Source organism: Ruegeria sp. CDSA020, from assembly GCF_059612345.1.
Genome location: NZ_JBXWQK010000013.1, coordinates 59,702 through 81,306, shown reverse-complemented (window position 1 = coordinate 81,306; position 21,605 = coordinate 59,702). Strand labels below are relative to the sequence as shown.

17 protein-coding genes are annotated in these 21,605 nt (G+C 58.1%); 5 read left to right on the top strand and 12 right to left on the bottom strand.

Going from position 1 to position 21,605, the window contains the following annotated elements:
• Positions 1-22: 22 nt before the first annotated feature.
• On the top strand, positions 23-1,162 hold the full coding sequence (locus AC2FJW_RS18605) for an alpha-D-ribose 1-methylphosphonate 5-triphosphate diphosphatase (RefSeq protein ID WP_496751015.1): 1,140 nt from the start codon (positions 23-25) through the stop codon (positions 1,160-1,162).
• Here the strand turns inward: AC2FJW_RS18605 and AC2FJW_RS18600 are convergent, their stop codons facing one another.
• From AC2FJW_RS18600 to AC2FJW_RS18570, 7 genes are read right to left on the bottom strand one after another with little or no spacing between them, the layout of a single operon-like run.
• A complete protein-coding gene (locus AC2FJW_RS18600; protein ID WP_496751013.1) occupies positions 1,163-1,639 on the bottom strand; it encodes a class I SAM-dependent methyltransferase in 477 nt (158 codons plus the stop codon).
• Positions 1,636-2,409, bottom strand: coding sequence for a polysaccharide deacetylase family protein (locus tag AC2FJW_RS18595; RefSeq protein WP_496751012.1), 774 nt, complete (start codon positions 2,407-2,409; stop codon positions 1,636-1,638). Before AC2FJW_RS18595 ends, AC2FJW_RS18600 begins: the two co-directional genes overlap by 4 nt.
• The gene (locus AC2FJW_RS18590) at positions 2,399-3,547 is read right to left on the bottom strand and encodes a glycosyltransferase family protein (protein ID WP_496751011.1); all 1,149 of its coding nucleotides are present in this window, start codon (positions 3,545-3,547) and stop codon (positions 2,399-2,401) included. Before AC2FJW_RS18590 ends, AC2FJW_RS18595 begins: the two co-directional genes overlap by 11 nt.
• Positions 3,544-4,128: a histidine phosphatase family protein gene (locus tag AC2FJW_RS18585; protein WP_496698831.1), complete on the bottom strand. Its 585-nt coding sequence runs from the start codon at positions 4,126-4,128 to the stop codon at positions 3,544-3,546. The genes AC2FJW_RS18590 and AC2FJW_RS18585 overlap by 4 nt, the downstream gene beginning before the upstream one ends.
• Positions 4,125-5,201 carry a glycosyltransferase family 4 protein gene (locus AC2FJW_RS18580; RefSeq protein WP_496751009.1) on the bottom strand — a complete coding sequence of 359 codons (1,077 nt, stop codon included), beginning with the start codon at positions 5,199-5,201 and terminating at the stop codon, positions 4,125-4,127. The genes AC2FJW_RS18585 and AC2FJW_RS18580 overlap by 4 nt, the downstream gene beginning before the upstream one ends.
• Positions 5,201-6,448 carry a glycosyltransferase gene (locus tag AC2FJW_RS18575; protein ID WP_496751007.1) on the bottom strand — a complete coding sequence of 416 codons (1,248 nt, stop codon included), beginning with the start codon at positions 6,446-6,448 and terminating at the stop codon, positions 5,201-5,203. Before AC2FJW_RS18575 ends, AC2FJW_RS18580 begins: the two co-directional genes overlap by 1 nt.
• Positions 6,445-7,659, bottom strand: a complete 1,215-nt coding sequence (locus AC2FJW_RS18570; RefSeq protein WP_185956733.1) for a glycosyltransferase family protein — start codon at positions 7,657-7,659, stop codon at positions 6,445-6,447. The genes AC2FJW_RS18575 and AC2FJW_RS18570 overlap by 4 nt, the downstream gene beginning before the upstream one ends.
• A gap of 368 nt (positions 7,660-8,027) precedes the next feature.
• Here AC2FJW_RS18570 and AC2FJW_RS18565 point away from each other — a divergent pair, with 368 nt between their 5' ends.
• Positions 8,028-10,403 carry a mechanosensitive ion channel family protein gene (locus AC2FJW_RS18565; protein ID WP_142639369.1) on the top strand — a complete coding sequence of 792 codons (2,376 nt, stop codon included), beginning with the start codon at positions 8,028-8,030 and terminating at the stop codon, positions 10,401-10,403.
• A gap of 97 nt (positions 10,404-10,500) precedes the next feature.
• Here the strand turns inward: AC2FJW_RS18565 and AC2FJW_RS18560 are convergent, their stop codons facing one another.
• From AC2FJW_RS18560 to AC2FJW_RS18540, 5 genes are read right to left on the bottom strand one after another with little or no spacing between them, the layout of a single operon-like run.
• Complete coding sequence (locus tag AC2FJW_RS18560; protein ID WP_496751005.1) at positions 10,501-11,844, bottom strand: CoA transferase; 1,344 nt, start codon at positions 11,842-11,844, stop codon at positions 10,501-10,503.
• A complete protein-coding gene (locus AC2FJW_RS18555) occupies positions 11,841-12,995 on the bottom strand; it encodes an ABC transporter permease (RefSeq protein ID WP_142639373.1) in 1,155 nt (384 codons plus the stop codon). The genes AC2FJW_RS18560 and AC2FJW_RS18555 overlap by 4 nt, the downstream gene beginning before the upstream one ends.
• Positions 12,992-14,020: an ABC transporter permease gene (locus tag AC2FJW_RS18550; protein ID WP_271951540.1), complete on the bottom strand. Its 1,029-nt coding sequence runs from the start codon at positions 14,018-14,020 to the stop codon at positions 12,992-12,994. Before AC2FJW_RS18550 ends, AC2FJW_RS18555 begins: the two co-directional genes overlap by 4 nt.
• 14 nt (positions 14,021-14,034) lie before the next feature.
• Positions 14,035-15,945 (bottom strand): ABC transporter substrate-binding protein, encoded by a 1,911-nt coding sequence (locus AC2FJW_RS18545; RefSeq protein WP_282022264.1) that lies wholly within the window; start codon positions 15,943-15,945, stop codon positions 14,035-14,037.
• Positions 15,938-17,710 carry an ABC transporter ATP-binding protein gene (locus AC2FJW_RS18540; protein ID WP_496751003.1) on the bottom strand — a complete coding sequence of 591 codons (1,773 nt, stop codon included), beginning with the start codon at positions 17,708-17,710 and terminating at the stop codon, positions 15,938-15,940. Before AC2FJW_RS18540 ends, AC2FJW_RS18545 begins: the two co-directional genes overlap by 8 nt.
• A 200-nt stretch (positions 17,711-17,910) precedes the next feature.
• Between AC2FJW_RS18540 and AC2FJW_RS18535 the strand changes: the two genes are divergently transcribed.
• From AC2FJW_RS18535 to AC2FJW_RS18525, 3 genes are all read left to right on the top strand, one after another.
• Entirely contained in the window at positions 17,911-18,441 is a 531-nt protein-coding gene (locus tag AC2FJW_RS18535) for a class I SAM-dependent methyltransferase (protein WP_496751001.1), read from the top strand.
• An 18-nt stretch (positions 18,442-18,459) separates the two neighbouring features.
• The gene (locus tag AC2FJW_RS18530) at positions 18,460-19,089 is read left to right on the top strand and encodes a glutathione S-transferase (RefSeq protein ID WP_496750999.1); all 630 of its coding nucleotides are present in this window, start codon (positions 18,460-18,462) and stop codon (positions 19,087-19,089) included.
• 111 nt (positions 19,090-19,200) lie between these two features.
• Entirely contained in the window at positions 19,201-21,603 is a 2,403-nt protein-coding gene (locus tag AC2FJW_RS18525; protein ID WP_496750998.1) for a GcvT family protein, read from the top strand.
• The last annotated feature ends 2 nt before the right edge of the window (positions 21,604-21,605 follow it).

Sequence of the window (21,605 nt, the reverse complement as noted above, 5' to 3'; positions counted from 1 at the left end):
CCTCAAACTGTGTGAAGTTCAGATGACAGAAGAATTGATCCTTGCCAATGCCACGCTGATCCTGCCCGACGAAACCATTACCGGCAGCGTCCGGGTTCAGGGCGACAGCATCACCGAGATCGATACAGGCGCGGCGGTTCCAAGCGGTGCAATCGATTGTGAGGGTGACTATGTCAGCCCCGGCCTGGTCGAGCTGCACACAGACAATCTGGAACGTCATATCCAGCCCCGCCCCAAGGTCGACTGGCCCCATGCGGCGGCAATTCTTGCCCATGACGCCGAACTGGCCAGCACGGGCATCACAACCGTGTTCGATGCGATGCGCGTCGGGTCGATCCCGACTGGTCCGCGCTACAACAAATACGCACGTGGCCTGTCCCGCGAGCTGTGGCAGTTACGAGAGCAAGACGCCTTAAAAATCAGCCATTTCCTGCATTTGCGGGCCGAGTTGTGTTCAGAAACGCTGGTCGAAGAACTGGATGAATTCGGCCTCGAGGACCGTGTCGGGCTGGTGTCACTGATGGACCACACGCCCGGTCAGCGTCAATTCCGTGATATCTCAAAGCTCGAAAGCTATCTGAAAGGAAAGCTGGGGTTGGAGGGCAAGGAATTCCAGCAGCATGTCGCGGACCTCAAGGCGATGCGGGATAGGAACGGCGAAAAGCACGAGGTGGAAACCGTAAAGGCGGCCAAACGTTTTCGGGCCATGCTGGCCAGCCATGACGACACCACCCGGGAACAGGTACATGTGTCAGCGGGCCACGGTATCCGGTTGGCCGAATTCCCCACTACCGTCGAAGCGGCGCGGGCTTGCCATGATCACGGGATCAAGGTGATGATGGGGGCCCCGAATGTAATCCGGGGCGGGTCACATTCGGGGAATGTCGCAGCCAAAGAACTGGCCAATCTGGGACACCTGGATATTCTGTCATCGGACTATGTGCCGGCCGCGTTGTTGCTGTCGGCGGCACGGCTGGGCGAGATGTGGGGCAACATGGCCCGTGGACTGCGGACCGTTACGATGTCCCCGGCGCAGGTGGTCGGGCTGGAAGACCGTGGCGAGCTGCGCGCAGGCGCACGCGCCGACGTCATACGGTTCCGGATGCGTGAAGGCGCGCCTGCCCTGAACGGAGTGTGGTCGCAAGGGCGACGTGTGGCCTGATCAGGCCCTGTAGAAAAGGTATCGGTCGGGTGCGATGGTCTCCGGTCCGGTGATCTGTTCAAACCCAACCAGTGGTTGGCCGGATATCAGCAGCCCACCGGGCAGCATGACCTGAGCGATCAGCGGGCTGAGCATCGCCGCCTCAGCCACATCATCCTGCTTGATACCGCGCCCGAAATCGTAATGTGCCAATGCTATTTTTGGGCCACCGGCTACTAGTTTCTTTAACATAGGACCCGCTTCGCCCTGCAGAAAATCCTCTGCCGGAGGGGTGCTGGACGGGTGGCACTGTAAAACCCTGTCCATGACCCAGATGCGCCGGTCTGGTAGAATTTCACGTAGGTGATCATAGGTGCGGCCATTCCCCAAACCCATGTCCAGTATATCGCCGCTCGTATCTGTAATCTGATCGACCGCCCAGTTCAGCCCGTCGCGTTGGGCCGTCAGGCGGCGCAGCATTGAATCCAATCGGCTCATTCGGGTCTCCGTGATTTATCGTTTTTTGGGGCGGTCCAGACGGTCGCCGGACCATCCAGAAACCGCGTCAGAAGGTCCTGCGTAAAGGACCAGATTTCCTCGTCATGCACCAGGTGATGCGTCAGGATCCCAAACGGCTCGGTATTGTCCGCAGGCCCTTCGCGCCTGTCCCGCAGCAGATCTGTGGCCTGAGCGATCAGCTTGTCCCGAGGGGCCAACCCCCGTGACCCGCGCCAGTCGATCGGGTCCAGATGCGTGTTGACCTGCGTAAGGCCAGGTGCCGCCATCTTTGCCTTTCGGGGCGTCGCAGTGGACAGGATTTGATATCCCAGGCCCGGCAGTTCCTGCACCATTTTTGAGGCGATACGGTTCCACGGCGGCACGAACATTGGGCACAGCTTGTCGGGAAACAGGGTCTGTAGCCGGGTCAGCCCGGCCCGTGCATCGTTGCGTATGTCTTGAAAGGGGCGATGCAGTCGAAACTCTGATTTCTTCTCGTTTGTCGGAGCGTGGTTTTGATGGGCCCAGCCATGGACCACCGGTATCAATGCGGACGAGCCTTCGACATGGGTAACCAGATCTTCATCTGCGTCACGCGGAATAATCGCCAGATGAACCGGCAGTTCCAGTGATGCGGACAGCGCCTCCAAACGTTCCAACTGTGGCGTGACACAGACCGCGTCATCATCCCTCCACCACAGCGGCAGAGACAGCCCTTCCCGCCGCCACAGATCAAGCTCGGTCATCAGGGGGTGCCAATCACCGGTCATGAGCGTGATCCAACAGTGATCTTACAATCTCAACAGACTTTTCTGCCCCGTTGAAACCTTGGCCGGTGCTTGGTCGCATGGGGGCAGCCAGGATGGCCTCGACAGCCTGCGCCAGTGTTTCTCCGGTCAATTGGTCACTCGGCAATACGTCGATCGCGCTGAGCTTCGACAGGCTTTGGCTGCGCAAAGTTTGTTCGACTTCGCTTCCGTCGTCGAAGGGGATGAAAACCGAGGGTACGCCAGACTGCAGAATGTCCAACGCCGTGTTGTAGCCGCACATGCTGACCGATGCGGCGGCCAAGGGCAGCATTTGTCGAAAGTCCGGGCGCACCGGTTCCAGCGTGACAGGGGCGTCGCCAACACCTGCTGTCAGGCGTTCTATGCGTGCTGCGGAGTCCAGCCCGCCTACCAACAGGCGCCAGCGCCTGTTGGGCATCTTTGGTGCGGCCTCAATGGCCGCCTGAAAGATAGGCTCGCCCACCGACCCACCGCCAGCGCTTACCAGAATCTCACCTTTACCAATCCCTTCGGGATGCGGGGTCGGTGCCGTAGGGGCCACGAACCCGGTATAGAACAGGCGATGCGCCAGACGTTCCGAGACTGGCCAGCTTACACTCAGCGGGATCATGCTTGGGTCTGAATGGACAAGGACACCGTCAAAGAGGTCAAGAATGATTTCCTCGGTGCGCTGGGCTTTGGCAGGTTTGGACGGGGGCGCCAGTATATCCCTGACTGATCCCAAAATAACCGGACGGGGACCCTGTGTGTGGGCCGCCTCCAACAGGGCGTCGAACTCATCCGCCAGAGATCTGCGGCCAAAGGGGTACAGCTCGGTGATCAGCGCATCCGGGGCAAAGCTCCGCAGCGCCTCTGTCAGGGCAACCTTGCGAGCGTCGAAATAGGCAGCATCTGCGACCTCATCCGTTTGCGTCAGCAATCGCGTGAAATTGGTGCCGTCTGAGCGCAATGGCGGCAGCCCTAGCAAGTCGATCCCGGTATGGTCCAGCTGCGGCGCGGGCATTCCGCCCGAGACCAGCAAGACCTTGTGACCCTCAGCGGCAAAGGCCCGGCCCAATGTAAGTGCGCGGCTCAGATGTCCGGTGCCCAGCAGATGGGTCACAACAATCATCACCCTCATATGCGGGTCTCCTGCCGGATCAAGCGGATAGGGTCAGTTTCGGGGCGCATGGACTCCATGTCCACGATATAGAGGCGGTTGCGCTTGATCTTAAAGGGGGCAGGGCCGTCAAAATCCCATCCCCAGGCGCGGGCCAGAATGACCCGCATGATACCGATATGGCAAACGGCTACGGTATTTTCGCCAAGACTGGCAAGCCAAGGTTCCAGCCGCTGCCAGATTTCGGCGGGGCTTTCACCTCCGGGGGGTAGGAAATCCCAACCCCAATCCTCGATATGGCGATAACTGCTTGCGGGATCGGCAATGAGATCGGTGCCGTGCTGCCCCTCCCAAGCGCCCCAGTTCATTTCCGTGAGGGCCTCGGACTTCAACGGTTCGCGCCCTGAAACCAGTTGTGCCGTCTGGGCCGCACGCGCCAAGGGACTGGACCAGACCGCAGCCTGATCCCAAGGGGAGGGCAGGGAATAGCATGCCAGTTCTGTCTGTGCCTGTTCATCTAATGGAATATCGCTGCGCCCCTGAATGCGCCCGGCGCGGTTCCACGCCGTATGCCCGTGGCGCAATAGGGCGAGCTTGCTCATGTGGATGCCTCCAGCAAAGGATCAACAGCCGTCCAGAACCGATCAGTTGCATCTGGCATCAGGTGGCGCGCGGCTATATATGCGGCCGATTGGCTGCCTTGAGAAGACCGCAGTGCCGGATTGTCCAGAAGAGTGCGCAGCCTTGCAGCCAGCCCCTTGGCCCCTTCAGCAACCGAAGGATAGTCGGACGGCATCAGCACATCCCGGACGCCCGGCCTGTCTTGTGCAACCACGGGGATACCATGTGCCTGAGCCTCTAGATAGATCATGCCATAAGCCTCATTCACGCCGGGCCAGACCATCAGGGATGCGGTAGCATAAGCCTTGCGCAGCGCGTCGCGATCAAGCTGCCCAAGAAACCGGACTTTCGTGCCAAACTTTGCCATCAGCGCTTCGATTTCGGCGCGGGCGGGACCATCGCCCGCAATAGACAGGGACCAATCGCCCTGCAGGTGGCGCAGTGCCTGTTCCAGCACCCGGTAAGAGGCCAGCTTGTCGCCGTGTCGCATCATGCCCACGGCCAGCATCGGGCCATCGCAGCTAGAGGCCTGCGGCAGCGAGGAGGCGGGAAGAAACGGCGGAAGCTCGACAAGCGCCTGATTTCCGAACTGCTCGCGTTCCAGCGTGATGAGGTCATTGGCGGTGTGGTAAAAGATCACCCGGGCCGCGTCGCAGGCCTGATGGGCCGCTTGGGCAAACCCGGACCATGGCCCCTGAAGGCGGCTGTAGGCACGGGTGCTTTCAAGCTGAACATAGGGTATGTTTCGCGCCGTACTTACACGGGGTCCAATCAGATCAGGGGCCTTGTAATAATTGTGATAGGTCACCCATAGCGCAGTGTCAGCAGGTAGGTCGTAGGTCAGGCGCAGCACCTCGGCATCAGCCTCATGGCGCAGTTTGGCCTGGACCTCTTTGTCGCCGTGCTTGTCGAATACGCGCAGGTCCGAGGCCAGATCCACCGCATCCCCTCGGGCTTGGATTGCCAGAAGAAGATTTCGGGCCATTTCCCGGTCCCCCGACGGCACCGGGCTGTTGGGGGATTTCATCGGGGCGTAGAAGGCGATGCGCGGCATCAGCTCTTATGCGCGCCCAGCGCGCTTAACCTGGCAGACAAAAGCGCTATGCCCGGGTCCATGCGGAATTCGGCGATCAGGCGATCATAGGCAGCGCCCGCCATACCAGCAGCTTGTGCGGGGTTGGCCGCCAGCTTTGAGATCGCATTTGCCAGCGCGACCGGATCGTCGTCCGACAGGACGCCATGCGTGCCTGTCTCGATAAACTCAGGAATCGCAGAAACAGGGGTCGACAGGATTGGCAGATATTGCGAGGCGGCTTCCATCAACACATTGGGCAGGCCATCCCGATCCCCATCTGTGGCGATCCGGCTGGGCAGAACAAACAGGTCTGCTGTGCGCATCGCGGCGATGACCTCGGGTTGGTCACAGGCCCCTTTCCAGGTGATGCGCCCGGACAACCCGGCCGATGCGGCCCGGTTCTGCAAGGTATCGCTCAGGCTTCCTCCGCCGATATGCGTCCAGTGCCAGTCAAGATCATCCGGCAGCATGGCAAATGCATCAATCAGGCGATCGAAGCCTTTCTTTTCGACCAACCTCCCAACGGACAGCATATGAAAAGGGCAGTCAGCTCTGCGCAAACTGCGTTCCGGTGGGGCGGGAAAGCGGCTCAGGTCCAGCCCGTGATAGATCAGTTCAACCCGTGCTGGATCGTCGGCGAGGCTGCGCAGATGCTGGGCGCCGATCGCGGTGCAGGTTGCACCAAAAGCTGCTCCGTAAGTGTCGGAGTGCAACTTTTCCGATTTTTCCCAGTCCGGTGACGTCCAGATATCTTTTGCATGGGCTGAAAAGCTCCACGGAAGGCCGCGCATGATCGCGGCATAGCGCGCGACCGACGAGGGCGTATGCATGAAATGCGCATAGAGAACCTGTGTGCTGGCGGGCAATTCCGCAGCCAGAACACAGGCCTGGCCGAACCGACGGATGCGGTTATGCGTGGGATCGCGGCGCAAATCAGCGCGCCAGACCTTATGGGCCGCGCCGTATCCCGGCAGACGCTGCGCTTGTTCGCGGGCAGCCCATATGCGCTGAGGTTCTTGATACAGATATTCCGGCAGATATCGAACCTGGCCACGAAACCTGTCGTGCAGCGGATGCCGTTTCACATCGGTTGGATGACGCAGGGACCAGATGTCGAACTGATGGCCTGCCTCTTGCAGAGCAACAAGTTCCTGCGCGATGAACGTTTCGGACAGGCGCGGCCACCCTTTGACCAGCACCGCCAGATTGGGCGCGCCTGCGGTCATCCGGTTGCCCGTTCCTGTTCCTGATTCAGCAATACCTCAATGCGCCCGGTGACATAGTCCAACCCGTCCAGCAGGCCCTGTTCAATGGCCTGAGACGGCAATGGCTGATGTGGTAGATCGCGAATGGCACGGACCATGGAATCGGTTGTTAGCCCGTCACGGAACTCGTCCAACATCCGGATCAGTCCCAGATCCTCGGCGCGTGAGGCACGTATCCACTGTTCCATACGTGGGCTGGTCCGTGGAACAATGACGGCGCGTTTGTCAAAGGACAGGACCTCGCAGAATGTATTATACCCGCCCATACAGACAACGCCAGCCGCGCCGTGGAACAGCGTTTCGATCTGGGATTCAAAGCCGACGGCGGTCACACGCCCGTTCAAGGCAGCCACACGTGTTTCGAATTCGTCCCGCAGATCACCAGACAGGAACGGGCCATAGACCAATACCGCGCGTGGTGACAGGTCGGGGTCCTTTTCGTAAGCCGAAAGAACCAGGTTCACCATCGCCTTGCCGTCCCCCCCACCACCTGGGGTAATCAGGATATAGGGCTGCTCCGGTGGGGTACCGATTGGCCCCAGATCACGACGCAAATAGCCAGTCCAGTGAATGCGCGACTGGGCCGCGTGATTCAGAGGCAGCCCCTTGGTCGGATCATAGATCGAACGCAGCCCGTAAACCCAGATTTCATGATAGAATCTTTCGGTCGCTGCAGTTGCCTCTTTCCGTTCCCACTCTGCGGCCAGAACTTCGGGTTCATCCAGAACATCACGCAAACCCAGCACTAGTTTGGTGCGCTGCGAGAGCAACAGGTTTTCGAGTGTTGGCAATAGCTCGCCGCGGAACCCGGTGGGTTCTTTGTCTACGATCAGAATGTCCGGGTCGAACTGCTGAACGGCGGTCTGAATCAACCCCGATCGCAACTCGGTCACCTCGTCGATCCCCATCCCGATTGTCTGAGACGCGTATGACCCGTCCGCCCGTTTGGTCACGCCAGGCAGACGCACGTGGTCGACCCTGCGCGGAAATGTGAACCGGCCAGCGACGGGCGATCCGGTCAGGATCAGGGATGATGCCGTTGGATCCGCCTGCGTAATTGCGGCGGCCAGTGCACGAGACCTGCGCAGATGGCCCAGCCCGAACGTGTCATGGCTGTAGAACAGGATCCGTGGCGCGCGGCCAGTAGTATCGTTTTGTCTTCCTAGGCTCATGCCTTCGCCTGTCTTAAGTGTCTTGGTGTCGGTCCGCGCATCGGCACCTGTTAGCCTATCGTCTTTCACCCGTCTTGCCAAAGGGCCTTGTGACCCGCCGACTGGAAGGGACTGCGTAAAACGTCAGCCATTCCTCTGGTAAGCCGCAAGGTGCCTTTTCGTTTTTGCGCAAAGACCTTAGCTGCTTGCCCGAAAGTGTATGCCCAGCCCGTCATATTCAGTTTTGAAGCGGATGAAAACATCCGATTCCAACTCATTGCACCCGGAACACGCCTGTGCACTTTATCGGGACCGCAGCGGCGCATAAATTGAAGTGTTCGGAAAGCTTCTGTAACCTGCGACAACATGCGACCCGGAAGCGAGAATTCATGAGATTTAACCTATTGGCTGCAATGGCCCTGTTCGTCTGGGTGGCTATGCTATCTCTGGGGTCGGAAGCGACGGCGCAGACTTCGCTTATACCCGGGTATGGCTCGGGGTCTGGCACGACATCCGAAGCAGATAAGGAAAGCGATCTGGCTGACGCGATCCGATCGGCCACCGAAGCGGGTGCAAGCGTCATTGTCATCGACAGCGCCGGTCAGCTTGTCTCATCTGGTGGCAATACCGCCTCGACGCACGACGATATCGCCCATGACCCGATGTCCGAAGGGTCACAGTTGATGAAGGCGCAAGAGCGGTTCTCGAAGTTCCGCGAGTCGATGGAGTCGCGCCTGCAGGCTTTGCCGTATTCGATCTTCGAAGTGCAATATGTTTTGCGAGAGACCAGCCCGGACGGCCGAATACAGACCTATGTCGAAGTGTTGGGCTGGAATATACTCTTCCTTCTTCTGGGGCGCTGGCTGTCGATAGAAATCTACGGCAAGCGTCTTGCAAAAAGGCTGGTGGTGGCGCGGTCAAAAGAAGATCCGCAGGGCTATCGCGAAAAAATGCCCTTTCTGGTCTTTCGCTTTTTCATGGGTGTTGGGGCCACGATCTTCGCGATGCTGATGGCCCTGATCGTGGGCTATCTGATCTTTGGCGAGGCTGAAGATCTTTCGATTCAGTTCACGACCACCGCCATATTTACGGCATTCTTTCTTGCACGCACAGTTTCCGATCTTTGGCGTATGGTGTTGTCTCCTTACCTCAGTCAGTACCGGCTGCCGCCCTTTTCCGACCGGGAGGCAAAACGCCTTTACGTCTGGGCCTCGGCAATCGCGACATATGATATCTCGGTAGTATTGTTTTCTACCTGGGTTGCGGATTTTGGTTTGAACTACAATGTCTATGCGATGGTCTATGGTGGTCTGACCATGTTTGGCGCCTTGGGCAATGTTCTGATGATTCTGTTCAACGCCCGCGCCATCTCGAACGCGATCCGAGGCGGGCGGTCAAAGGAACAGGTATCCTGGATTTTGCGCCTGATATCGATTGCCTGGGCGCCGGTTCTGGCAGTTTATATCGTGTTCAGCTGGTTCAAACTGGCTGTTGATCTGGTGCTTGAGAACGAGAATTCCATTCCGATTGTTGCCAGCAGCTATGCCATCTTCATGTCTGTGGTCATTGCCTATGGCGCGATGAACTATCTGCTTGAACGCTACTTCGTCCGCAATCGCCAGATTGAAGAGCTGAACGCAGAGACTGGTGCCGGTGTTGAAGAGGATGAGGTTCCCCAAACCCCGCAAGCGGAAAAGAGAAAGCATTCGATCGTCACTTATGAGGATCTGGCCCGACGTGTGGCCGGTATCCTGGCATTTGTCGTCGGGTTATATGCTCTGGTCGTAATCTGGAATCCGGACGCAAGCTGGAGCGAAGACCTGCCTATTGAACGGGCTCTGGACGTGATGGTTATCCTGTTCATGGGCTACATCTTGTTCCATTTCTTCCGTGTCTGGATTGATACCAAGATTGCTGAGGAAGAAGACGTAGCCGGTGGAGAGGTTGAACTGGGCGACGAGGGCGGGGAAGGCGGGCAAAGCCGTCTTGCGACACTGCTTCCATTGTTCCGTGGCGCAATTCTGGCGGTTGTTGTTGTGACCATCGTTCTGATTGTCCTGATGGAATTGGGTATCAATGTCAGCCCGCTGTTCGCCGGTGCCGGTGTCGTGGGTCTGGCCGTTGGGTTCGGGTCGCAAACGCTTGTCCGGGATATCTTCTCGGGCGCGTTCTTCCTGATGGATGATGCCTTCCGCAAAGGCGAATATATCGACATTGGCGATGTGAAGGGGACGGTCGAGAAAATCTCGGTCCGGTCGTTCCAGTTGCGGCACCATCTGGGCGCACTGAATACGATCCCCTTTGGCGAAATCAAGGTTCTTACTAACTATTCGCGTGATTGGGTGATCATGAAGTTGCCCCTGCGGGTGACCTATGACACCGATGTCGAAAAAGTGCGGAAACTCATCAAGAATTTGGGCCAAGAGCTTTTGAGCGATCCGGTGATTGGGGATAATTTTATCCAGCCGTTGAAATCGCAGGGCGTGATCGAAATGCAGGATTCGGCGATGATCATTCGGGTCAAGTTCATGACCAAGCCGGGCGATCAGTGGCTGGTGCGTAAGAAGGTCTATCAGGATATCCGCGAATTGTTTGCTCGCGAAGGGATCAAGTTTGCTCATCGTGAGGTGACCGTCAGGCTTGCTGACGGAAAAGAGGCCGAAAACCTGACACCGCAGGAACGCGAAGCGGTGACCGGTGCAGTGCATGCGGCCATCGACGAGGATTATCTGGACGATATCGGTCCTGGAGGCGACGACCGCTAGGGACCGCTCCCGCCTCTTTGGGCTGCGTCTCTGACGAGACCCCTTCCAAAGCGTTGGACCGGACCGCGCATCTGCCGGCGAGGGCGTAGGCGTAGGGCTATGACCAGGTGGCGCTCGACGTGCCCAGTTTGCTTGCGGGTAGGTCCCACGACATCTGAGCCGGACCAACCGAGAGCGCGGGCTTCAACCTGTGGCCAGGTCCCCATCCAGAGGTTTCGGTCTTGGTCGTGAAATCCGCAGGAACCGAAGCGCCAATTTCTGTCTTGGTGTCGAACTTGCCTAGAATGGTCAGCAGGTCAGCCGTGCGTGCCAGCGACAATCGGGCCTGCATGATCGGCGCACCCATCGCGGCTTCGGACAATGCTGACAGGACGGCGGCAGCCATCAGATATCCAGTCGCGTGGTCCAGCGCCTGCACCGGCAGGGGTGTCGGCTTGTCTGCACCGGCCCATACCCGACCTGCATCGGCAATCCCGCTGCTCATCTGTACGAGGCTGTCAAATCCGCGCCGCGAAGACCAAGGGCCTTGCCAGCCATAGGCATTCAGCGTGACTTCTACTCTGTTCGGGGCAATCTCGTCCCGTTTGGCTTGGGTGAGGCCCAGCGCGTCCAATGCGCCAGGGCGGTAGCCATGAATGAAAACATCCGCCTGAGCCAGCAACGCGTGAAGTGTCTCGGCACCTTCCGGCGATTTCAGGTCAAGATAGGCGCAGCGCTTGCCCAGGGAAATGTCCGGGATCACACCGGGTTCATCCCAACCCGGAGGATCAATGCGCAGGACCTCTGCCCCGAACCCCGCCAGAGTTCTAGTTGAAACCGGACCGGCCAGAACGCGGGTCAGATCAAGCACGCGCAGACCTGCCAGCGGGCGCTTGGCCGTTGCCTTTGGCCGGTCGCGAAGCTTAATCTGTCGGGGTTTGTGCCATCCGATCAGCGGGTCCCGTGAAACCGCGCGCCCCTGTGGATGATCCTGCCATTCCCCACGGCTGCGCATGGCGGCTGCCACACCACCCTCAGCCACGACAGCGTTTTCAAGATTGGCCGCCGACATAGTTGCAACAGCCTTTGTAACCGCGTCCCGATCTCCTTTGACCTTCAGGACTTTCAGGGCGGCCGCACGGTGCTGAGGCAGGTTCGTGTGCAGCCTGATCCAACCATCATTGGCAAGGTAATCACCGGCGATACTGTCCCAGAGGTTGGGCATTTCCCAGCCATCGGGTTTGAAAGAATATCCGTACCAGAGAGACGCCAACCGGTGATCGACCAAAATCTCGGGCGGGCTTTGGGTCAGGTTCAGCGCGCCCATCAGGCGTGCCAGTTCCTGGCCAACAGCCGCAAAGCTGGCGGTCGCCAGTTCGGAGACTGCATACACGCTGGGTCGCGCTCCGGTGCCGGTTGTCCGATACCCTTCGGGTGATGGCAGCACGGATAACAGCGTCATTGCTGATATGGATCCAGGCTGTCACGAAGCCCGTCACCCAGAAAGTTGAATGCCAGCACGATGACAATGATCGGCAGCATCGGGATGGCCGTCCAGGGGTAGATCTCGATCGACGCAAGGTTCTGTGCATCGTTCAGCATCACACCCCAGCTGACGGCCGGGGCGCGCAGCCCAAGCCCTAGGAAGCTGAGCGCGGTTTCCCCAAGGATCATTGCCGGGATCGACAGGGTGGCCGAGGCGATCAGGTGCGACATGAAGTTGGGTAGCAGGTGTTTGCGGATCACCCGGCCCGAGCTTGCTCCCATCATTTCGGCTGCACGTACGTATTCTTCTTCGCGCAGCGAAAGGAATTTGGCACGAACAGATCGTGCAAGGCCAGGCCAGTCGAGAATCCCCAGGATAATCGAGATGATGAAGAATACCGCGACCGGGCTCCAATTCGAGGGGACCGCCGCTGATAGCGCGAGCCAAAGGGGCAATTCAGGTAGTGAGCGCAGAATTTCGATTATACGGTTAATCACCCAGTCGATTCTGCCGCCAAAATATCCCGCAATCGAGCCGAACAGGATACCAAGAAAGAAGGACACTGAAATCCCGATCAGACCCACCGTCAATGACAGCTGGGCGCCAAAGAGGATACGGCTGAATACATCACGGCCTAGACGATCCGACCCCCAAAGGAACAAAGTCGCGTCTTCAGGCGCGCAGAACAGATGCGTGTCCGACTTGATCAGACCCGCCAGCTTGTACTCGGCCCCTTCGCAGAAAAACTTGATTGGCCGCGGGGTGTCGGTGTCGGCGACAAACTTCCACTGGAAGGTCTCCAGATCCGCCTCGGCCACCATCGAATAGACATAAGGCCCGATGAATTCGCCCTCATGGAACCAGTTGATGCTTTGCGGCGGGGCATAGAGGTGCTCGTCATTACGTTCATTCGGGCCATAAGGCGCGATGAAACCCGCAAAGGGCAGCATGAGATAGCACAGCAACAGGAAGACGCCGGAAATCAGGCCCAGCTTGTGGGTTCGGAATTTGCGCCAGACCAGAATCCAGTTCGGAGCATCCAGATCCGCGCGCTCAAGCTGTTGCAGGGCGGCATCGGGATCGAATGGGGCGTCGTCGACATAGCGACCATCAGGATGTTGGGTCATGCTTCACGCCCCTCATATCGGATGCGCGGGTCCAGCATGACCAGCAGAATGTCAGAGATCATCGTACCGATCAGTGTCAGCAAAGCCACAAACATTAGGATGAAGGCGGACAGGAACTGGTCCTGGGTTTTCAGCGCGGTCAGCAATGTCGGGCCGATTGTCTGAAGGCCCAGAACAACCGATACCAGAACCGAACCGGACACCATCGAAGGCAGCAGGTTTCCGATATCCGCGACAAAGGGGTTGAAGGCCACGCGCAGCGGATATTTGGTCAGCATCCGCGACGGGGCCATGCCTTTGGCAATGGCGGTTTCCACATAGGGCTTGCCCAGTTCATCCAGCATATTCGCCCGCAGCCGCTGCATCATGGCCGAGGCGCCAGATGTGCCGATCACAAAGGTCGGTACGATCAAATGGACGAGGATGGATTTCAGCTTTTCCCAACTCATCGGCAGCCCTTCAAAGGACGGGTCCATCAGGCCTCCGATTGGTAGGTTGAAATAGCGGTGCCCATAGTAGAACAGGATCAGTGCCAGTAGAAAGTTCGGCGTTGCCAGACCCAAATAGCCCACAAAGGCCGAGGTATAGTCGATCCAGGTCCGCGACTTCGCGGCTGCAAGAACACCCAGGGGCAGGGCCACCGCATATACGAACAGGATGGCGGCCAGATTAACCACGACGGTCAGCCACAGCGTGTCGCCCACGATTTCTGCGACCGGGCGGTCAAATTCAAAGGACCAGCCGTAGTTGCCTTGCACCAGCCCATCGAACCCATGCGGGCCAGGCCAGAAACCGATCCAGATCAGATATTGCTCCCACATGGGGCGATCCAGAGCATATTCCGCGCGCAGGAATTCTGCCTTGGCCACACCCGCCGATTGTCCGGACGCCTGCAGTTCAGCGATCTGATTGCTGAGATAGTCGCCCGGGGGCAGGTTGATAATCACGAATACCAGAACCGACACCACCAGAAGGGTCAGCAGCATCGTGAAAAAGCGATAGACTGCATAGCGCAGCATGACCATGTGGCTGCTCCTGATCAGTCGGCGAAAAAGAATTCGTCCGGCCGGTGAATGCCGAAATGTGCGCCGGGTTCCCAGGCCCACATGGCCTGCTCGGGGACGTTGCGCAGGCGGTTCGATACGACGATAGGCTGAGGCGCACCGTTCAGAATGCCAATGGCATAAAGTTGGTCAGCGTGGATTTTCAGCATCTCATCCCATGCGGCCTTGCGTTCCTCATCAGTCGAGGCGACCTCCCAGTTATGGGCCAGTTCCATCAGGCGCTCGGCCTCAGGCATATCGGGTTTCTCGCCAACATCGCCTCCGGTCTGATAGTACTGCCCCCATTTTGGCCAGGCCAAAAACACCTGATCGGTAGGGGCAAGATAAGCTGGTGAGGTGTGGTGTTGCGGGATGCCGTCATCCCAGCCGAACCAGACGGACGCCATTGTGCTGCCGGCAAACACCCGGTTGCGCAGAATGTCCCTGTCCAATGGGCGCATAATAAGATCGACGCCAATGTCGCGCCATGTGTCCGTGACAATTTGCAAGGCGTTTTCGACCTCTTGCCGCTCACCTGCGGTTTCGATGACCAGCTCCATCGGGCGGCCATCGGGCAACAGTCGCGTGCCGTCTTTGTCGCGCTCGGTCAGGCCGGCCTCGTCAAGCAGCGCATTCGCCAATTCGATGTCGTACTGTGCCCATGCCTTTGCGTTTTCTTCGTTGAAGAAGGGCGAAGCGGGCAAGACCGACATCGCGGCGGGATGGGCCAGTTTGAAATACAGCGCCTGATTTATCGTTTTGCGGTCGATTGCCAGAGACAGCGCGCGGCGAACACGCGCGTCACGCAAAACGGTACGCCATGCTTCGTCTTCGTAGTTCAGATTGGGGTAAATCGCGATCTGTGAGGCCACCCCGGTTTTCCATAGTAAGGTTTTGTAGTCTCCGCCAGCCTCGCCTTTTTTCAAGATCGAAGCGTCGCGGAACGCCAGTCCGCGCCCCTGTAGATCGGATTCGCCAGCATTGGTTTTTGCAGCAACCAGACCCCCGGCCACGATCTCCATCTCGACCACGTCGATATAGGGAAGCTGCACCCCATGGCTGTCGATGCGATGAAAATAGGGATTGCGAACAAAGTTGTGACGGATCTTTTTGCCCGAACTTGCATTCAACCAGGGCTGCAAGGTTGGCAACTCGTGGTTGTCAAACTTGTAAAGGTTGTCGAGTTTGTTGTGTAAAGCTGCCCAGCTTTTGACGCGGGCATCTTCAACCTGAAAGGCAAGCTTTTCTGCGTCAGCGTATTTCTCGTGGTACTGTTTCAGGAACTCGGAAGGGCGGTAGATGAAAGGCGGGCGCGCTTGTGCCAGAGCCTGCAGGAAGCCGGGGTTGGGATCTTCCCATTCAAACACAACGGTCGTTTCATCGGGGAAGGTCACGGTCGGAGTCTTGCCTTCGACGATCAGAAAATCCGGTGGTCCCGACGGGCTGAGCAGTTCGTTATTTGCCACATCCTCCCACCAGTATCGGAAGTCCTCGGAAGTGAACGGAGAGCCATTCGACCATTTGTGACCTTCACGCAGGTTGAGGGTGTATTTGCGGTTGTCGTCGTTCTGGAAGGATTCAAGCAGGTCTGGAACGACCTGATAGGTCTGGTCGAACCCAACAAGGCGGGCGTATCCGTAAACGACCATCTGCCGGATGTCTTTGGACCGAGTAATCATTGTGCGCAAAGTGCCGCCCTGTTTGCCGAATTCCCTGCCTTTTGCAGCAAGATCCACAATCAGGGGTTCGGCGGGAATTCGGTCCTGTATGGGGGGAAGGTTCCCCGCATTCACTTCGGTTTCCCAGAAAGTACTTTCTTGCAACTCGGGCATGTCTGCCGTGGCGGGCAGGGCCCATGTTGCGGCCAGCGCAACGGCCAGTAACAGCGGGCGAGTGGTCTTAAACATGGCATCGTACCTTATGGCCGGGCTCCATCTCTACCAATGAAGGTACCACGGAGTCGGTAAATCGGAAGGCGTCATCCCAACTGTCAGGTGAACCAGCACCCAAAGCAACCAAATTCAGGTCGATGGGGCGGTTGATGTCGGGCTCTGGTTGCGCAGCAATCAGTGCCTTGGTGTAAGGGTGACGAGGGTTGTAAAACAGTGTCTCGGGCGGGGCCTGTTCCACGACAAGCCCACGACGCATCACAGCAACTTCGTCGGCAATGCGTGCAACAACCGCAAGGTCGTGCGAGATGAAGAAATACGACAAATTCAGGCTGTCCTGCAAATGTTCCAGCAACGTCAGGATTTGTTCCTGAACCGATACGTCCAGAGCCGAAGTGGGTTCGTCACAGACAATAAGCTGAGGGTCGAGCATCATTGCGCGGGCAATCGACAGGCGCTGTCTTTGGCCGCCGGAAAAAGCATGGGGATAGCGTTTCAGCATATCGGCGTTCAGGCCAACACGTGTCAGCATCTCGGCCGCTTTTTCGCGCTGCTCGGCGGTCGATCCGATACGGTGAATCTCCAACGGTTCGGTCATCGCATCCTGAATGCGCATGCGAGGGCTGAGAGAGCTGTAGGGATCCTGAAACACCATCTGCGCCTTGCGCTGAAACGCGGTGCGCTGGGTCCGGGTCATCTTGTGAACGGTGATCGCTTCTTCATGGGGGGAGGTTCGAAACAGAACCTCTCCGCCCGGATCAGGCGGCTCAGCCCCTAGTGCGATGCGGGCGGCCGTAGTTTTGCCCGAGCCGCTTTCGCCGACGATCGCCAGCGTCTTGCCCCGCGCGAGGTTCAGATCGACTCCGCGGCAGGCATGGATCAGGCGTTCGCCCTGCCAGCCCTTGCTGGATCGCATCGTATAGGTTTTCGACACGGCCTTCATCTGAAGGATCAGATCTTCGTCGGGCATCGGGATGCCAACCGCGTCCTGATCCGGAATCTCGGGCGCGGCGTTGAACAACTGTTGGGTATAGGGGTGAGCAGGGCTGGTCAGGATCGGTGCCGCAGCTCCAGCCTCCATCACGCGGCCTTTGTGCATGACCACGACCTGTTCGGCCATATTGGCGACGACGCCCAAATCATGGGTCACAAGGATCAGCGCCATTCCCGTTTCACGCTGAAGCTCTTTGATCAGCCCCAGCACCTGGGCCTGTGTCGTAACGTCCAATGCTGTCGTCGGCTCGTCCGCGATCAGTAATTCCGGTTTGGAAACCATGGCCATAGCGATCATGGCGCGTTGGCGCATCCCGCCGGACAGCTCGAACGGGTAAGAATCATATGCGCGCTGAGGGTCTGGAAAACCCACGCGTTCGAACTGTTCCAGAACCGTTTTGCGGGCCTGTGCCTCGGAGGCATTGCGATGCAGCCAAAGAACTTCGCTGACCTGATTGCCAATTTTGTGCAGGGGAGAGAGCGAGCGCATCGGCTCTTGAAATATCATCGAGATCCGATTGCCGCGAATGCCGCGCATCTGACGCTCGCTGATCTGGGTCAGTTCCTCCATGCCTTTGGAATCATTCAGAGTAATCGTGCCGCTTCGAATTTGGGCTGCTCGGGGAAGAATGCGCAACGCAGCCCGGCATGAGATCGTTTTCCCCGACCCTGATTCACCCACAAGCGCAAGTGTCTGTCCCGCTTCGACGTCGAAGTTGACGCCTTGAACCACAGACTCTCCGGCACCAAATCCGATGCTGAGGTCCCGGACAGACAACAACGCAGTCATGCGGGTATTCCACCCGTTAGGCCGTAGCTCGGCATAGGCTTGATCAACTCCCTGTGTTTTTTGTCGCAGTTTCGCGCGGTTGTGCCTGTATAGTCAAACCCGTTCTTAGGGTGAAATGTCGCGAAAACGTGAAACTGAGGCCGATTTGCCTACACAATGCCTTGAGGATTTGTCATCACATGCGATGTCGGTCACAGGTTATGTGTCGTCAAATATCAAGGAGAGATTTCCCAGTGCCCGATCACCAAAGCCGTCTTGACCTGTTTATCGACCGCATGGTGTCCCAGCGCGCCTGCCTGGACCATGCGATTGCACAGACAAGCACCATGTCCGGTCCGGTGTTCGAGCTGGGGTTGGGCAACGGCCGCACCTATCACCACATGGTTCAGTATATTCAGAACCGCCCGGTCTATGTGTTCGAACGCGCCGTGGCCTCGCACCCGGATTCAACCCCGCCCGAAGATCTGGTAATTCTGGGGGATGTGCGTGAAACTCTGCCCGCAGCGCTGGAACGGTTTGGGGCGACGGCCAGTTTGATCCATGCGGATCTTGGCGGCCATAACAGGGACAAGAACGATGCTTTCGCGCGGTTGGTTTCCCCCCTGATAGAACCGTTGTTGGCAGAAGGTGGGCTGATGGTGTCCAGCGACCGGATGTATTTCGAAAACCTGACCGAGATGCCCTTGCCTGAGCATGCGGTAGACGGACGTTGTTTCATCTACCGCCGCTGAGTGCGAAAGGGTTGCCAAATGCTTTTCTATGATTGCACGACCGCTCCAAACCCGCGCCGCGCGCGCATGTTCATCGCAGAAAAAGGGCTGGAGATTGAAACGCGCAATATCTCGATTGCGAAGGCGGAACAGTTGGATGACGCTTTCCTTGCAGTAAACCCCAATGCGACGATCCCTGTTCTGGTGACGGATGAGGGCGCAACGCTGACCGAAAACCTGGGCATTGCCACCTATCTTGAGGCGCGCTTTCCCGAACCACCTTTGATGGGACGTACGCCAGATGAAAAGGGGCTGGTCCTGATGTGGAACAGCATTGTCGAGCAGCAGGGTGGAGTGCCTATTGCTGAGGCTCTGCGCAATACCCATCCCGCGTTCAAGGATCGGGCGATTCCGGGCCCGGCGAACTATGCGCAGATACCCGAGCTGGCACAGCGTGGCATGGACCGGGTTGGCCGGTTTTTCGATTTGCTTGAAACGCGGCTGAAGGATAGTGCGTTTGTTGCGGGGGCTGAGTTCACGCTGGCCGATATCTCGACCTTTGTGTTCGTTGACTTTGCCCGCGTGATCAAGATGCGGATTCCACAGGAAAATACCGCCACATTATCATGGTTTGACAAGATTGCTTCGCGTCCAAGCGCACAGCTTTAATGCGTTGAAATTGAGCTGTCTGAACTTGCACACCTGGACTGTACAGAAATGTCTAGACAGGTGTGAACAGTATCACTAGCGTCTCCCTCGAGTCATGCAGGGGAGAGCATAATGAAATCTCAGTATCGCGTTGTGGTCATCGGTGGCGGCGTTGTGGGCGCCTCGGTTCTGTATCACTTGGCCAAATTCGGCTGGTCAGATGTGGTCATGCTGGAACGGCGGCGGTTGGCGTCGGGATCGTCCTGGCACGCGGCGGGCGGTATTCACGCGCTGAACGCGGATCCGAACATGGCGTCGCTGCAGGCCTATACAATCGACCTTCTCAGCGAGATCGAAAAGGAATCCGGGCAGAATATCGGCCTGCACATGACCGGTGGTCTGACTTTGGCTGGAACGCCCGAGCGGTGGGAGTGGCTGCAGGCCAACTATCGTATCTTCCAGTCTATCGGTATCGAAGACTGCGAATTGCTGACTCCACAAGAGGCGCAAAAGCGCTGTCCCATCATGTCGACTGACGGCGTTCTGGGCGCGATGTGGGCCGATCGAGAAGGCTATATCGACACGACCGGTACGGTTCAGGCCTATGCAACTGCTGCCAAGAAACGCGGTGCCGAGTATTACGAGGAGACGAAGGTCGAGGAATTGATCCAGACCGATGATGGCTGGCAGGTCGTGACGGACAGGGGCACTATAACTTGCGAGCACGTGGTCAATGCCGCGGGGCTTTGGGCCAAGCAGGTCGGGCGCATGGCGGGGGTTGAGCTGCCAGTGTCGCCGCTGAAACATCACTATCTGATCACGGATACAGTGCCCGAAGTGGCGGCGGCGGATTTTGAGATGCCAATGACCGTGGACCTCGAGGGGTTCACCTATATGCGGCAAGACCAAAAGGGTGTTCTGGTCGGTATCTATGAGGTCGACCATGAACATTGGGCCATGGACGGCGCGCCGTGGAATTATGGCGAGGAACTGTTTCAGGAGCAGCTTGACCGGATTGAGAATGAACTGACGCTGGGCTTTGAACGCTATCCGTCGATCCAGAATGTCGGCATCAAAACCTGGGTCAACGGGGCGTTTACATTCTCGCCTGATGGTAACCCGCTGGTCGGGCCGGTTCCAGGCAAGCGCGGGTATTGGACCGCCTGCGCTGTCATGGCCGGGTTCCTGCAGGGCGGCGGCGTTGGCAAAACGCTAGCTGAGTGGATGATCCATGGCGAGCCCGAGGCCGACGCATGGCCGATGGACATTGCCCGCTATGGCGATTTTGCCCAGAACAAACGCTATATTCGTGAAACCACCGGGCAATTCTATTCCCGCCGTTTCGTGATGACTTATCCGAATGAACAGCTGCCTGCCGGTCGTCCGCTGAAGATGGCGCCAGCTCATGACGCGATGACTGAAGCGGGATGCAAATGGGGTGTCAGCTGGGACCTCGAAGTTCCGCTGTACTTTGCGCCGAAAGGGTTTGAAGAAACCCCGACGCTGAAACGATCCAATGCGCATGACATAGTTGCCGAGGAATGCAAGGTGATCCGCGAGGGCGTCGGCCTTATGGACATCTCAGGCTTTTCCCGGTTCGACGTCAGCGGGCCAAATGCCAAGCTGTGGCTGGATCACGTGATGGCCTCGAAACTGCCCGCGCCGGGACGGGCCAAGTTGGCACCAATGCTGGGTGAGAATGGGCGGCTAAAAGGGGATCTGACCGTTCTGAATTGGGGCGATGGCACCTGGTGGATCATGGGCAGCTATTACCTGCGCGCCTGGCATATGCGCTGGTTCGACGATCATATGATCGACGGAGTCGAGGTTCGCGATCTGGGCGAGGAGTATTGCGGGTTCGGTCTGGTCGGGCCAAAATCGCAGGAGGTAATCGAAAAACTGGCCGAGCAAGACATCTCCGGCCTGAGATTCATGGGCTGTAGTGATTTTGATATCGGTCTTGTCAGGGCTCGCGTTGCGCGCATGTCAGTCACAGGTGAAAAAGGCTATGAGATCAACTGCCGCTATGGCGATCACATCAAGCTGCGTCGGATGTTGCTTGAGGCCGGGGCTGATGAGGGCATTCGTGAATGTGGGTTCAACGCGATGCTGTCCACGCGGCTTGAGAAAAGCTTTGGCATCTGGTCGGCGGAATTCACTCAGCTTTACACGCCGGGCATGACGGGTATGGATCGCTGGATCGATTGGGACAAGGATTTCGTCGGTAAAGAGGCCGCCTTGGCCGAACGCGATGGCAATGGTCCTGCGCAGGTTCAGGTGACGCTTGAGGTCGATGCTCTGGACGCAGATGCCAGCGGATACGAACCTGTCTGGTCAGGGGCAGAGCACGTGGGTTTTGTCACCTCGGGCGGCTATGGCCACTACACCGGCAAGTCCCTGGCGATGGCGCTGGTCAATCGTGACAAGGCCGCACCAGGCACTGAACTGTCTGTCCATGTGGTTGGGGTCGAACGACCTGCGCGGGTCATCGCGCCGTCGCCCTATGATCCACAGGGCAAAGCGATGCGGGGTTGAGC